Here is a 13,687-nt window from a genome sequence, read left to right on the forward strand (position 1 = left end):
TATGATGAGCCTAAAAACCTTTAAATGGCAAATGAATATGGGAGCGTCCGCCGATGTTCGTCATAACGCAACCAAAACGCAGTTTGGGGACGGTTATACCCAGCGAGTGAGTCACGGTATCAACAATAAAATCAAAGACTGGACGGGGTCAAAGACGGGTGATTATGACTCGGTCATCAAGCCGATTGAAGATTTTCTTGACGAACACAAAGGCGTGATACCGTTTCTGTGGACTGACCCACATGGCAATACCGCCAAGTACGTTTGCCAAGATTACCCAGTTTCACAAAGAAAAGGTAATTTTTGGCAAATTAGCTTAAAATTTGAACAAATTTTTTAACCGATGTTGGCGAAATCTGTTTCGTTGACATAACCAAAGCCCTTGATTTACAAGGGCTTTTTTAATGGAGCAATCTATGAAAACATTATCAGTACATGAGCTAAACACGCTCGCCAACTTTAACTACGCACGCTCATTGTGGAGTGGCGATGATACCAAAACCGTCAAGATTGACTATGATGCCGAATATCAAGATTTTGCAGTTATCACGTCTGAAAAAAACGTGCGTAAAAACCGCATTTCCAAGCTACAAGCCGAAATCACGGCATGGGCAGAGTCTCAGCTTAAATCTTTTGAGTATGCTGGTCTGACTGTCGCTACGTTCCATTTGTCCTTTGGTAATGATGAGTTCGGCATTGAGCTGACCTTTGGTGCTGATGAAACCGAACCTGTCAATACTGACACGCTGGCGGAGTAACCATGTCCTTTAATAGCGACATTCAAAAGCTCTCGGTAGATGGTCTGGTTACGCTGTTTGAGCTTGACGCAACCAAACTGGGAGCGGGAATTTTACGCTTTCATGGACACAACCATGATAAGAATGACGGCAATATTGTCTTTCGTGGCAAAGAGTACAACCCACAAGCCCTGTCTGTTACAGGGCTTGAAATGCGGTCGGACGGTAAGGCAAGCACCCCCACGCTGACCCTTGCCAATAACATCGCAGGGGTACAAGGTGCGGTGTCGGCGTATTGCTTGCAGTTTAGTGATTTTGCAGGGGCAAAAATTACCGTCATCACCACCCTTGCCAAATATCTAGATGCCGTTAATTTTGACGGTGGTAACCCTACGGCAAGCGATGAATGCAAAGAGCAAATTTGGTTCGTTGAACAAAAAACATCAGAAAACGCAAAGCTCGTTACCTTTGAGCTGTCCAACCCCATTGATTTAGAGGGCTTAAAAATCCCAGTCAGAGAGATTACCAATTATTGTCATTGGGCGGTTGTGGGTAAGTATCGTGGCGAAGAATGCGGTTATACAGGTGTGGCCATGTTTGATGAACACGACAACCCTACCGACAACCCCATCATGGACAAATGCGGTGGGCGTATGAAATCGTGCGTGTGCCGATTTGGAAAAAATAAGCCCTTGCCCTTTGGCGGTTGTCCTGCCAGCAGTTTGATTGGCTCATAGCGATAGGAACATAAAATGAGACTCACTAAATCGTTAAAATCCGACATCATCGCCCACGCCTTTGACTGCTATCCTGCCGAGTGCTGTGGCGTGATTGCGAATGACAAATACATTGCCTGCACCAACACCGCTCATGACAATGAGCAATTTATCCTTTGCCCCAAAGATTTTGCAAAAGCGGAAAGCATGGGCGAGATACAGGCGATTGTCCATAGCCACCCTGACGGCGGCGTGTTGCCGTCCGATTTGGATAAATTACAGATTGAACTACACGGTGTGCCGTGGGTCATCGTGGCGGTGTCCAAGCAAGATTATGGTGATGAGCCTGCCTTTGGCGTGTATGAGCCGTCTGGGTATAGACCGCCACTTTTGGGGCGAAATTACATTCATGGCGTGCAGGACTGTTATGCCATCGTCCGTGATTTTTATCGCCGTGAGTTTGGTATTGAATTGCCTGATTTTGACCGCACAGACGCTTGGTGGGAAGATCCCAATCATGCCCCACTGTATGAGCAGAACTTTGAAAAAGCAGGCTTTGTGGAAGTGGACAAAGATAATTTGCAATACGGCGATGTGCTACTTTGCCGTGTCGGACGCACGCATCATATTAACCACGCTGTGATTTGGCTCGGCAACAATGACACACTCAAAAGCGAAACAACACCGCCTTGCGTGGGCAACACTCTAATCCTGCACCACCCCTACGGACGGCAGTCGGTGCGTGAGATTTATGGCAAGGGGTGGGCGGATAGGACGGTGCTTGTTGTGCGTCATCATTCGCTCATAAAGTCTGCCCCCACGCTTTGACAGCTTGCATGATAATGGCAGAGCGTGAAAGTCCTGTTTTTTCAGATAAAACGGTCAGCTCGTCAATAAATTCTGTGGGGAATTTATAGCTTGCCACCTTTACGCCACGGCGTTCATCACTCTCACGCTGAGTTTCGGCACGGCTTTTTGGGGTTTTGACAATTTTAGGCATTTGACAAATCCTTACATTATTGGTAAGATAATCATAAGTTTTAGGAGTGAAGCGGTGTGCTTGCCCACCGCCCCAGCCTTTACAGGCTACCTGCTGTTAGTAAGCGTTGTTGCTTAGTATTAGCAGGATAACAATGATGATAACTTTGAAGAGCGTTTTCATTGTCTTATCTCCTAAGGTCGCCACCACTTCACAAGGTCGGTGGCGGATAACCTATCAAGGCTTGGTGTTGCAGCACCTTGTCTTGATAAACATATTATAGTAAATACTACATTAAAAGTCAAGTAATTTATACACTTTTTTGCAAAAATGTTAAAAATTGTATGAATTATTTGGCTTTTTTGTTATCAAAAAAAAACAGTGATTTTAGCCGCTCATGATTCATCGTGGGCGGTTTTTTATTGGGGAAAATTCAGCCATGAAAACCATCATCTTACACGGCATTTTAGCCAAAAAATTCGGCAAATCTTTTAACTTGGCAGTGAGTAGCACAAAAGAAGCCATGCGTGCCTTGTGCGTGCAGTTGGCTGGCTTTGAAGAATTTATGATGAACGCTCATAGGCAGGGGCTACGCTTTGCCGTGTTTCATGATAAGCAAAATGTGGGCGAGAGCGAGCTTGAGATGACTCATACCGCCAAAGTGATTCGTGTCGTGCCTGTTGTGGAAGGCTCAAAAAAAGCAGGTATTTTAGAAACCGTCCTTGGAGCGGTCATGGTGGTCGCTGGTATCGTGGCGACAGGCATGGGCTTTGCTCCTGTTGGAGCAGCGTTAATCGGTGCAGGTATTGGTATGATGGTGGGCGGCATTTCTCAGATGCTTATGCCAAAAGTGGATACTCAGGATAACAACCAAGATGGCAACAAGGCAAACAAAGGCTTTGGTGGTGCGGTTACGACTGTGGCACAAGGCAATCCTGTCCCTATTCTCTACGGCGAGCGAGAAATCGGCGGATTTATCCTGTCAACCAGCCAGCTACCAGAAGACATGATGTAACCAACAGCACAACCCAATTTGACACACTTTGACAGACAACAAGGACAAAAAATGAACATCCACGGTGCTAAAAAAGGCGGTGGCAAACAAAGACAGCCTGTCATCGCCCCTGACTCTGCTCAGTCCAAAACTTTTATCAGTATCATGTATGGCTTGGGCGAAGGCGAGATTGCAGGTTTGGCAAATGGCTATAAATCCGTCTATTTGGAAGACACGCCCTTACAAAATGACAATGGCGAGTTTAATTTTCCCAATGTCAAAGTGGATTTTCGCACAGGCACGAACGACCAAGAGTACATTGACGGTTTTCCAGATGTGGCAAGCGAAACAGCGGTTAATGTCGAGCTAAAACACGGCACACCCTTTGTTAAAGCCTTTAATAATCTTGACCTTGATGCTCTGCGTGTGCGTCTAAAATGGGGAGCGTTGCGTCAGCAAAACCGTGAAAATGGCGATGTGTCAGGCGTAAAGATTGATTATGCCATCGATGTCAAAACCGACAACGGCGGCTGGGTGGAAGCCCTAAATACATCCATCAATGCCAAAACATCGGACGCTTACGAGCGTAGCCATCGTATTGACCTACCAAAAGCACAAACAGGCTGGCAGCTGCGTGTTCGCCGTATCACACCGAACAGCACTTCTGAATTTATCAGTGATAAAATGTACATCGCTGCCATCAGCGAAGTGATTGATTTAAAACTTCGTTATCCTAACACCGCCGTGATGGGGCTAAGATACGATGCCGAGAGTTTTAGCAATGTCGCCAAAATGTCGGTTCGTTGCAAGGGCTTGATTATCAAAGTACCAACGAACTACGACCCTGTGGCTCGCACCTATACAGGTATGTGGGACGGACAATTTAAGATGGCGTACAGTAACAATCCAGCGTGGGTCTATTATGACCTATGCACCGCCGAACGCTATGGGCTGGGTGGTCGTCTGACCCAAAGCATGATTGATAAATGGTCACTGTATCGTCTCGCCCAATACTGTGATGAAATGGTTGATGATGGCATGGGCGGACAAGAGCCACGCTTTACCGTCAATGTCTATATCCAGTCGGCGGACGGTGCGTTTGAGCTACTTTCCAGACTTGCGGGCGTATTTCGGGCAATTTCCTACTGGGACGGTAACAGCATTGTGCTGGATGCGGACATTCCACAAGACAGCATTTATTCATTCAGTCGTGCCAATGTCATTGATGGCGTGTTTGAATATACAGGCACACGCTCTCGTGACCGCCGTACCGTGGCAAAGGTAGCGTGGGATAATCCTGCCAACCATTTTAAAACCGAATACGAATATGTCCGAGATGAAGCAGCGATTGCTAAGTTTGGCGTGCGTGTGGCGGACATCGCTGCGTGGGGCTGTACTTCTCGTGGGCAAGCCCAGCGTGCAGGATTGTGGGCGTTAAAATCTGAGCAACTTGAAACACGAATGGTAACTTTCAAAGTTGGGCTTGATGGGCTTATCCCTGCCCCTGCCAAAGTGATTGAAATCAGTGATGAGCTGTTTGCAGGGCGTGCCACGGGCGGTCGTGTGCTTGCCATCAATAAAGCCAAAACCATCATCACACTTGACCGCACCATCACCGCCAAAACTGGCGATACCCTTGTCATTAATGGCGATGATGGCACAAGCCAAAGACAGCAAATCCGCTCGGTCAATGGCGACAAAGTTACTGTTACCAAAGCCTTTGGCGACATCAGCATGGAAAATGTCTGGGTGCTGGATAGTGCTGATTTAGCAACGATGAAATTTCGTGTATTGTCAGTCACGGCTGATGAAAACCATCAGTTTACAATTACGGCGGTGCAGTATAACCCTGCCAAATATGATGCCATCGACCACGGTGCGTACATTGACGAGCGTCCGATTAGCGTCATCAATCCGACCGTGCAAGCCCCCACAAAGTCGGTCAATCTGTCAAGCTATCACACAGTCAATCAAGGCGTGAGCATTACCACCCTTGTCATCGGCTGGGAACAAGTGGCTGGTGCAGTCAAATATGCCGTGGAGTGGCGAAAAGACAATGGCAACTGGCAAAGCCTGCCGCCAACAGGCACAAACAGCATTGAAATCACTGGAGTCTATGCAGGGCAATACGAAGCCCGAGTAACGGCTATTTCTGCCTTTGGACAGGCAAGCCTTGCCACTCATTCTAATCTGACCGAGATACAGGGTAAAGTCGGTAAACCAAACCGCCCTGCGTTTATCCGTGCAACTGGTGTGCTATTTGGCATGAATTTGGTTTGGGGCTTTGCCGCAGGTAGCGACGATACCAACTTCACAGAAATCCAAGTATCGCCTGACGGTCGCACAAACATCACCGCACTTGGTACTTTTGCTTATCCAACGAACAAGCACGAAATTACAGGCTTACAAGGCAATTTAACCCAATACTACCGAGCGAGAATTGTGGATAAGCTGGGCAACACTTCGGACTGGACGGCATGGACTTCTGGCACGACCGAAGCACGAGCCGACAAGGTGCTGGACATCATCTCAGGGCAAATCAACCAAAGCCATCTGGATCAGACTTTGCGGACACCGATTGGCAAAATCAGCACATTGGAAAATGCGGTCAATGCAGTAAATGGCAATTTATCCACGCTCAACAGCCAGCTTGCTAACACACAAAACGAGCTAAACACCGCCAAAAATACCCTACAAACTGCGGTGGGCAATATCACAACGGAACGCAATCGCATTAATACGGCAATCCGTGACATCACTGTCCTACAAACGGCAAACAACACTAAAACGCAAGAAATCGCCAATCTGACCCAAACCACGAACGGACATACATCATCTATCCGTGAGCTTGGAGTAACGACTGGGGATTTAAGTCAAAAATATAGCCAGTTAAAAACGGCTACCGATACGGCAAATAGCGAGATTACGGCGATTAAGCAAACGCAAAATGGGCAAGCTACGAGCATTGAACGGTTATCGGCACGCTTTGATAATGGCAATTTGTTTAAAGTAAGCACTGCCACAAACGGACACTTTTTGGACGAAAACAATGGCGGGCAACTGACCGCTTGGGGGTCGCACCGTGCCAGCGATTTTATTGCCGTCAAAACAAATACCGTGTATGAAATACGCTCATTTGAAGGTAACTTTGGCAATCTGCGGGTAATGTGGTATGACGCAGACAAAACCTTTATCAAAGGGCAAATCATCGCAAGGGGTGGGGATTATGCGACTTTTGACAGCGAAAATGCCAGTTTTGTGCGAATTTCAAGTTATTGGACACGCACCGACAATAATGTGTGGCAAATGCAGGTGGCGGGACTGGCAAGCGATGTGGGGGCAAACCTTGAAACCCTACGCCAAACCCTAACCAATGCTGATACCGCTTTAAGTCAGCAAATTACGGCAATGGACACAGCGTATAAATCGGCTGACCGCACACTTACGGCAAATTTGGCAAGCGAAACCACCGCCCGCACGAGTGCAGATACAGCATTAGGGCAACGCATTGACACCCTACAAACAGACTACAACGGCAATAAAGCAAGCGTTGCCAATCAGCTTAAAACATTGAGCGATAAAGACACCGCTACCGCCACACAAATCAGCCAATTAACCGCCAATGTGTCCACCGCCCAACAAACCGCCAACACCGCAAACGGCAAAGCGGACACAGCAACCACCAAAGCAGACAACGCCCAAAACACGGCAAATAATGCGTTGACCCGTGCTAACACCGCTAACTCTGCAATCACAGCAGAACAGAAAGCACGGGCGGATGCTGATACGGCATTAGGGCAACGCATTAGTGCTATTGATACGGCTTATAAATCGGCAGACAGCCAAACCACTGCAAAACTGGGGCAGTTGGAGCAGTCTATCGGCGACAAAGATCGTGCGATGGCTCAAAGGGTAGACACCCTAAACGCCAACTATACCGCTCTTGACAACCGCACCAAGTGGACGGAATTAACTGCCGCCACTGATTTAAATACACTGACCGAAACGGGCAAGTATTTTATCCGTGCAGGGAGCAACCCCAACGCCCCGTTTGCTCAATGGGCTTATGTGGTGGTAGAAAAAGCCCGCAATGATCGTATCACGCAAACAGCGTGGGCGGACAATAATGCAAGTCTTGTTTACACCCGTGTTTATAATGGGGCGTGGCGTGACTGGGAAAAAACTGCAACGGGCAAAGAATTGGACACCAAAGCAACGACAGCGAGCCTTAATGAATTTAAGCAGGCTCAAGCAACAAAAGATACAGCGACTGCCGAGCGTATCGCAAACCTTGATACTGCTTATAGAAATGCGGACAACCAACTAAGCGGGCGGATTACTACCGCCCAAAATACGGCAACCAACGCCCAAAATGCAGTGGCAACGGCTCGAACCGAGTTAAATGCACGGTTTGATGGATTGGCGGTGGGCGGGCGTAACTTACTTAAAAACAGCAATCCAAGTGTTGCCAATGCCAACTATATGCACCGTTTTGAGTTGACCAATGCTCCGAGCGTGGGCGACGAAGTAGTGGTAACGCTGTGGGGCGACATGGGAGCAGACCGCACGGGCATTGGCGTGTATAACACGCAAGGCTATACTGAATTGTTCAAACTTGCCAAAATCGCTGATGGCGTGTATCAAGGCAAGGGGCGGTGGCGATTGCCGATGAACGGTAGTACACCCCGCACACCTAATGATACACATTTGAATGTCTATTTTTACCCAAACTCTGCCACCAGTCAAAACCGTATTGACCGCATCAAGTTAGAAAAGGGTAATGTGGCAACAGACTGGACACCCGCCCCCGAAGACTTGCAAGCCGATATCAACAACAAGGCAAACGCCACCGCCTTAAACGACCTAAGTACCCGTGTCACACAAGTGGACGGCAGAATTACCGCAGAAGCCAATAAGGTCAACCAGTTGCAAACCACGCTAAACGGTCAAACCACAAGTATCCGTAATGTGGAGCAGTCGGTTAATGGCGTGCGTGCGATCAAAGCTGTGACGGTAGACAATAATGGCTTTATCAGTGGTTATGGTCTGATGAGTGAGTTGCAAAATGGTCGTGTTACTTCTCGTTTTGGCATCAATGCCGACCAGATTTATTTTGGAGCGACAACCACCGCCAAAAAGCCGTTTGTGTTTGCGACCCGCACCACCACCATCGATGGCGTGAGCTATCCTGCGGGGGCGTGGCTTAATAGTGCGAGTATTGCCAATGCTAGTATTAAACTGGCTCATATTGACAAGGCAAGTATTGGCAATTTATCAGCATTGTCTGCCAAAATCGGACATTTTAAATCCGCCGAGACAGGGGCAAGGCTTGAAATTAAGGACAGCTTGCTGATGGTTTATGATGAAAATAATGTGCTGAGAGTGCGTCTTGGTTTATGGTAACAACCGCCGTCCGATTTGGACGGCTTTTTATTGGAGTGAATTTATGCCAGTCGGTTTAGAAGTTTATGATGCCAATGGGCGAAAGTTGCTTGGTATGGATAAATCAGTTCTGCGTATCACAAAAGTTTTATATGGCGAGAAAGAACTGGGGAAATTCAGACAAGAAAATGACGGGAACAGAAGATTTGTCATTTTTGCATCGGCTTTTGTGGATTTGGACAAATATCCAAACGAATTACTAATTACCGACCGCCCAGAAGCGATGATGATGCAACTGGAAAAATTTACTGAATCTTTTTTGGTGGGAGAGTTTAATGTTTCAAGTCGTTAGTGATTTTGGCGTGTTGATTGATGAAAATGCAGTGAATGTCGGATTGGTACACGAGCACGCCATATCGCCACCCGACAAGGCGAATGACGATGCGTTTTTCCATACGGGATTCTATCTGGGGTCGGATACCGATGGGGGTGTGGTCATCGATATTCCCATCCCAGAGTATATTAAGTACCCCTTGGTTGGAATTAGTTTCAAATATGGTGTGGGGTATGCACAGATTTCATATAGAAAAAATGGTCAAAGGTTTGCCAGAGTGTTCCTATGTGTACATCGAGCAACATTCATCAAACACTATCCACAATATGCCTACGCTAAGAGCATGAACCATATATCATTTATGTTTGAAGTAATGAAAAAAGAACCCTTTAAGGCTTTGTTTTTTGACATAAACCCTCCCATTCGACAATCGGGATTGGGTTTGGAGATATTCAATAGCAAAGGGGAAGTCGTATATGACTCGGATTTACCCACCGTCAACTTTCCTATGGATATTCACACGAATGCGGATAGTTACAGGTCATTCGTGATATGCCAAAGTTTTATCCCCCTGCGTTTACTATTTGAGTACTACTACCCGCCCATAAGAATGATACTCGACAGAAGTCATTCTCCTTTGTTGTGGATGGCTACGAAAACACATGGGCACGGGGAGATGCTATCCGTGCTAATAAGGGCGAACCCAAAATACAACATCGAAAACCCAATTGTACATAGACTAGTGTCCGATTTCCAGAACTCTATGTACAGAAGATTCTTATTATGTAGCTACTAGGAGACTACCAATGCCCGAAACCTTAACAAAAGCCATACCTTTTTTAACCAAACTATTTGCCTTGATTGTTGGAGGCTTAATCAGTCTTGTATTAAGTGGCGACATTAATCTTGATAAAGACGATAACGCCAATCTAACCCTAAACTTAAAAATCATCATCAAAATCACTTGTGCGATCGGTTTGGGGCTTTTTATGGGGGAATTTACCATTGACTATTTTGACTTTGAACATCTCAACTACTATGCACAGGCGTTATTTTATTTGATTTTTTCATCATTCGGCATGCTTGTTTTTGGAACGGTTTACCGCTCTTGGCAATTAACCACTTCTGATAAGACATTGTCGGAGATTGTGACTGAGATTAAAAACATTGTTAAAGCATTGATTAAATAATCTTGTTATTTTTTTTTAACCGCCCCGAATGGGGCTTTTATTTGGAGCAAACCATGCAAAATGAATTAAGCTGGATCAAAACTGCACGAAACTACATCGGGCAAAAAGAAATCAAAGGCGTTAAGCACAATCCCATCGTATTAGAGCTTTGGGCAAGTGCATTCAAAGCAAAAAACCAAGCTGTGCCTACGGTGTTTAAAAATGATGAAACAGCATGGTGCGGTGGTTTTGTTGGTGGCGTGCTGGCGAAATCTGGACTGGGTCAGCATATCCCAAACGGTTTTGCGATGGCAAGAAGTTGGTTAAATGCTGGCACAAAGCTCAACAACCCTGCCTACGGCTGTGTGGTGGTGTTTTGGCGTGGCAACCCGAAAGGGGCAAGCGGTCATGTGGGATTTGTCGTGGGTCGAGATCGATCGGGAAATCTGATGGTATTGGGTGGCAATCAAGCAGATGCGGTTAATATCAAGCCCTTTGCGGTGTCTCGTGTGCTGGGCTACCGCTGGTGCGGTACGCAAAGCCTGCCCAATACCAGTCGTTTTGCGTTGCCTGTGCTTGCCAGCGATGGCAAGGTAAGTAAGAATGAGGCTTGAAATATTTGTCAATCTCCGTTTTACTTGCTATAATAGCAGGCATATAGTTTAGTGATTGATGGCAACCACACACAGAACCCACACAAAATCAGATGATTTATAAAAATATCTATAAAAATCAATGATTTATGTAAAATAATCAGTGGTCGCCATCTCCACCATTTACAAAAATCAAAGGCTTAGCTCATATTTTGAGTTAAGCCTTTTTTGTGAGTGAAAATCAAACACTCCATAAGATAAGAATCCAAAATATATACCCAATAAATTTTAAAATTACTACAAACACAATGATTTGTGGATGTAGGCACAGTAATGTCATCAAAAGGGTGTGCTCAGCACACCCCTACAAACCCGTGGTAAATATTAAGTTGGTTGGGTGTAACAGCTTTTCAAATCATATTCTAATAATCATGCCCATTGACAAAGAAGGAAATATCAACGTTTTTTCTTCAAAAACTCTTCATCGCCACGCACCTGCTTTTCAGACAAATATCGCCAATAACGAACGGGCAGATACTGCTTATGTAGCTTGGGATTGATACGCTCTTTGATGGTTACATTGGCAAAATATCCCTGCCAAAATCGCTGATAACGAGCCTCATCATCACTCCATACCGAGCGACTGTCTGTCAATACATCATCATCAATCCCAACAATCATCTGCACATCTGTATCGCCCTGCCTTGACAAAATGCCATAGCCCCGCTTGATGTCATAAATGGCAAAATCTTGGTCTTGATAGCGTGCCTTAAAGTGATTGGTGATGAGTGGCAAAACATTAAAATCAGGGTTGATTTTGGCAAAATACACCCCGTCTGTGGTATGCTCAAAGCGGACAAAGGCTTTCATACGGTGTCGCTCTCGCCCCACTGATTTGACCGTTTGGTTTAGAGCCATAACATCGGGATGGGCGTGGTCTTTTAGAATATTTTTTGTGGGATTGGCTAGGGCGTATTTGACCACACCAAAAAGCACGTTTGGGATATAGTCAAGCTCGGATAAGTACGCCCACATGAGCTGTCTTATACCATCTTTACCAAGCGTTTGGGTCAGCTTGGTCAGCACCCGTTCGGCTTTGGCGGGGTTGGTTGTTACATCCACGACCGTGTCAAAAAACTTTGGTATGTACTCATGACGGCACACCAATGTCGCCCTATCTGTGCACTTTTGCTTATAACAGACAAATACCGCCGTCAGCCAGCCATCAAAACCACTGTCATGGGTTAGGGTAATGTTATCATCAATGGTTAATAAATCCAAATTATTTTCCAATTCATCAAAATAAGCATATTACAGTGGGTAACATTATGCACGCCAATATCACAAAAAACATCTTGGGGCGTATTAATAAAACCTTAAAACAAAGCAAGCTGTCCTGTTCGCTCGTCTTTGAATTTGGTTTGGGTTTGTCCGATAAGATATTGCCTAAAATTATCCTTGGTCAAATGTGCCAAATGTTCATTTTTGCCCGACAACGCCATAAAATACTTGGCACGATTGACCGCCGCCCCCATCTTTTGGATATGCTCCAAAGTCAGCGTGCGAAACTGTCTTGCTTTGATGATTTTTTTGGCGGTCTTAACCCCAATACCGGGTATGCGAAGTATCATCTCATAGGGAGCGGTTTGGATATGCACGGGGAAAAACTCACGGTGGCGTATCGCCCACGCCAATTTGGGGTCGCACTCTAAGTCCAAAAAAGGCTCGTCAGGGGTGACAATCTCATGAGCTAAAAAACCATAAAACCGCATGAGCCAATCGGCTTGATACAGGCGGTTTTCACGCACCATCGGCACAGGCGTGGAGAGAGCAGGCAGATTTTTGTCCGCCAAAACAGGCACATAGCCTGAATAATACACCCGCCTTAGGTCGTATTTTTGATAAAAATGACTGGCAAGACTCACCACTTGCAAATCCGTCTCGCCCGTTGCTCCCACTATCATTTGGCTGGTCTGTCCTGCGGGGACAAATTTAGGGACTTTTTTGTGGTGCTTTTTGCTGTCTTTGAATACCACAATCTCATCTTTGACCGTTTGCATGGGGGCTTTTAGTTGGTCGTGGGTTTTTTCGGGGGCGAGCAGTTTTAGCCCTGAGATGGTCGGAATCTCGATATTGGCACTTAGGCGGTCAGCATACAGACCTGCTTGGCGTAAAAGCTCAGGCGATGCCCCTGGTATGGTTTTTAGATGGATATAACCGCCAAAGCGTTCTTCTTCACGCAGTCGCCGTGCCACTTCAACGAGTCGCTCCATTGTATAGTCGGCACTTTTGAATATGCCTGAGCTCAAAAACAGCCCTTCGATGTAGTTTCGCCGATAAAATTGCATGGTCAAATCCACCACTTCTTCGACCGTAAAGGCGGCTCGGGGCGTGTCATGGCTACGTCTTGACGTGCAGTAACTACAATCATAAATGCAGTGGTTGGTAAATAGGATTTTGAGTAGGCTCACGCACCGCCCATCTTCGGTAAAACTGTGGCAAATGCCCGATGTGGACGAATTGCCAAGAGAACCCCCTTGGTTTTTGCGGTTTGAGCCTGATGATGAGCAAGAGACGTCATATTTGGCGGCGTCAGCTAGGATGTTGAGCTTGCCTTGGATACGATCAAAATTGATGGTCATGGCGTATGATGATAATCCTTGATAAAATAAAACTTGATAAACTGTTCTGGTATCGGAGTATAACTTTATGATTTTATTAAAATTTTAAATTAAATGGGGGTGTGATAAATCAATTTCAAGGGATTTTCAATTTTCAATTTT

At 46.0% G+C, this 13,687-nt stretch carries 13 protein-coding genes; 9 read left to right on the forward strand and 4 right to left on the reverse strand.

Annotated elements, in window-relative coordinates:
• The first annotated feature begins 4 nt into the window (after nucleotides 1-4).
• The 4 genes from B0182_RS06630 (at nucleotide 5) to B0182_RS06645 (ending at nucleotide 2,281) form a co-directional block, all read left to right on the forward strand.
• Nucleotides 5-340: a phage tail protein gene (locus tag B0182_RS06630; protein ID WP_078274163.1), complete on the forward strand. Its 336-nt coding sequence runs from the start codon at nucleotides 5-7 to the stop codon at nucleotides 338-340.
• A 76-nt stretch (nucleotides 341-416) separates the two neighbouring features.
• Nucleotides 417-758, forward strand: coding sequence for a hypothetical protein (locus B0182_RS06635; protein ID WP_078274164.1), 342 nt, complete (start codon nucleotides 417-419; stop codon nucleotides 756-758).
• 2 nt (nucleotides 759-760) lie between these two features.
• Entirely contained in the window at nucleotides 761-1,474 is a 714-nt protein-coding gene (locus tag B0182_RS06640) for a phage minor tail protein L (protein WP_078274165.1), read from the forward strand.
• Nucleotides 1,475-1,489: 15 nt separating this feature from the next.
• Nucleotides 1,490-2,281 (forward strand): C40 family peptidase, encoded by a 792-nt coding sequence (locus B0182_RS06645; RefSeq protein ID WP_078274166.1) that lies wholly within the window; start codon nucleotides 1,490-1,492, stop codon nucleotides 2,279-2,281.
• On the opposite strand, the gene B0182_RS06650 is transcribed toward B0182_RS06645, so the two are convergent.
• Complete coding sequence (locus B0182_RS06650; protein ID WP_078274167.1) at nucleotides 2,256-2,453, reverse strand: hypothetical protein; 198 nt, start codon at nucleotides 2,451-2,453, stop codon at nucleotides 2,256-2,258. The genes B0182_RS06645 and B0182_RS06650 overlap by 26 nt on opposite strands.
• A gap of 418 nt (nucleotides 2,454-2,871) precedes the next feature.
• Here B0182_RS06650 and B0182_RS06655 point away from each other — a divergent pair, with 418 nt between their 5' ends.
• Genes B0182_RS06655 through B0182_RS06665 form a run of 3 tightly spaced genes read left to right on the forward strand, consistent with a single transcriptional unit; the run spans nucleotide 2,872 to nucleotide 9,160 of the window.
• A complete protein-coding gene (locus B0182_RS06655) occupies nucleotides 2,872-3,447 on the forward strand; it encodes a tail assembly protein (protein ID WP_078274198.1) in 576 nt (191 codons plus the stop codon).
• 51 nt (nucleotides 3,448-3,498) lie between these two features.
• Complete coding sequence (gene gpJ, locus B0182_RS14850) at nucleotides 3,499-8,829, forward strand: TipJ family phage tail tip protein (RefSeq protein ID WP_244893660.1); 5,331 nt, start codon at nucleotides 3,499-3,501, stop codon at nucleotides 8,827-8,829.
• A 43-nt stretch (nucleotides 8,830-8,872) separates the two neighbouring features.
• The gene (locus B0182_RS06665; protein ID WP_078274168.1) at nucleotides 8,873-9,160 is read left to right on the forward strand and encodes a hypothetical protein; all 288 of its coding nucleotides are present in this window, start codon (nucleotides 8,873-8,875) and stop codon (nucleotides 9,158-9,160) included.
• Here the strand turns inward: B0182_RS06665 and B0182_RS15155 are convergent.
• Nucleotides 9,141-9,263, reverse strand: coding sequence for a hypothetical protein (locus B0182_RS15155; protein WP_280522582.1), 123 nt, complete (start codon nucleotides 9,261-9,263; stop codon nucleotides 9,141-9,143). The genes B0182_RS06665 and B0182_RS15155 overlap by 20 nt on opposite strands.
• Nucleotides 9,264-9,948: 685 nt before the next feature.
• Here B0182_RS15155 and B0182_RS06675 point away from each other — a divergent pair.
• Both B0182_RS06675 and B0182_RS06680 read left to right on the forward strand, forming a co-directional pair.
• Nucleotides 9,949-10,332 carry a hypothetical protein gene (locus B0182_RS06675; protein WP_078274170.1) on the forward strand — a complete coding sequence of 128 codons (384 nt, stop codon included), beginning with the start codon at nucleotides 9,949-9,951 and terminating at the stop codon, nucleotides 10,330-10,332.
• A 53-nt stretch (nucleotides 10,333-10,385) separates the two neighbouring features.
• Nucleotides 10,386-10,925, forward strand: coding sequence for a TIGR02594 family protein (locus B0182_RS06680; protein WP_078274199.1), 540 nt, complete (start codon nucleotides 10,386-10,388; stop codon nucleotides 10,923-10,925).
• A 435-nt stretch (nucleotides 10,926-11,360) separates the two neighbouring features.
• Here the strand turns inward: B0182_RS06680 and B0182_RS06685 are convergent, their stop codons facing one another.
• Together B0182_RS06685 and B0182_RS06690 are read right to left on the reverse strand one after the other, a co-directional pair.
• Nucleotides 11,361-12,185, reverse strand: coding sequence for a TIGR03915 family putative DNA repair protein (locus tag B0182_RS06685; RefSeq protein WP_078274171.1), 825 nt, complete (start codon nucleotides 12,183-12,185; stop codon nucleotides 11,361-11,363).
• A 95-nt stretch (nucleotides 12,186-12,280) separates the two neighbouring features.
• Entirely contained in the window at nucleotides 12,281-13,546 is a 1,266-nt protein-coding gene (locus B0182_RS06690) for a putative DNA modification/repair radical SAM protein (RefSeq protein ID WP_078274172.1), read from the reverse strand.
• Between the last annotated feature and the right edge of the window lie 141 nt (nucleotides 13,547-13,687).

This window comes from Moraxella bovis (genome assembly GCF_002014975.1).
Classification (GTDB): Bacteria; Pseudomonadota; Gammaproteobacteria; order Pseudomonadales; family Moraxellaceae; genus Moraxella; species Moraxella bovis.

Coding starts and splice junctions, on each gene's coding strand:
- B0182_RS06655 (WP_078274198.1), top strand. CDS start 2,872: ATGAAAACCATCATCTTACACGGCATTTTAGCCAAAAAATTCGGCAAA.
- B0182_RS06680 (WP_078274199.1), top strand. CDS start 10,386: ATGCAAAATGAATTAAGCTGGATCAAAACTGCACGAAACTACATCGGG.
- B0182_RS06665 (WP_078274168.1), top strand. CDS start 8,873: ATGCCAGTCGGTTTAGAAGTTTATGATGCCAATGGGCGAAAGTTGCTT.
- B0182_RS06650 (WP_078274167.1), bottom strand. CDS start 2,453: ATGCCTAAAATTGTCAAAACCCCAAAAAGCCGTGCCGAAACTCAGCGT.
- B0182_RS06675 (WP_078274170.1), top strand. CDS start 9,949: ATGCCCGAAACCTTAACAAAAGCCATACCTTTTTTAACCAAACTATTT.
- gpJ (WP_244893660.1), top strand. CDS start 3,499: ATGAACATCCACGGTGCTAAAAAAGGCGGTGGCAAACAAAGACAGCCT.
- B0182_RS06645 (WP_078274166.1), top strand. CDS start 1,490: ATGAGACTCACTAAATCGTTAAAATCCGACATCATCGCCCACGCCTTT.
- B0182_RS06635 (WP_078274164.1), top strand. CDS start 417: ATGAAAACATTATCAGTACATGAGCTAAACACGCTCGCCAACTTTAAC.
- B0182_RS06690 (WP_078274172.1), bottom strand. CDS start 13,546: ATGACCATCAATTTTGATCGTATCCAAGGCAAGCTCAACATCCTAGCT.
- B0182_RS15155 (WP_280522582.1), bottom strand. CDS start 9,263: ATGGAAAAACGCATCGTCATTCGCCTTGTCGGGTGGCGATATGGCGTG.
- B0182_RS06640 (WP_078274165.1), top strand. CDS start 761: ATGTCCTTTAATAGCGACATTCAAAAGCTCTCGGTAGATGGTCTGGTT.
- B0182_RS06630 (WP_078274163.1), top strand. CDS start 5: ATGAGCCTAAAAACCTTTAAATGGCAAATGAATATGGGAGCGTCCGCC.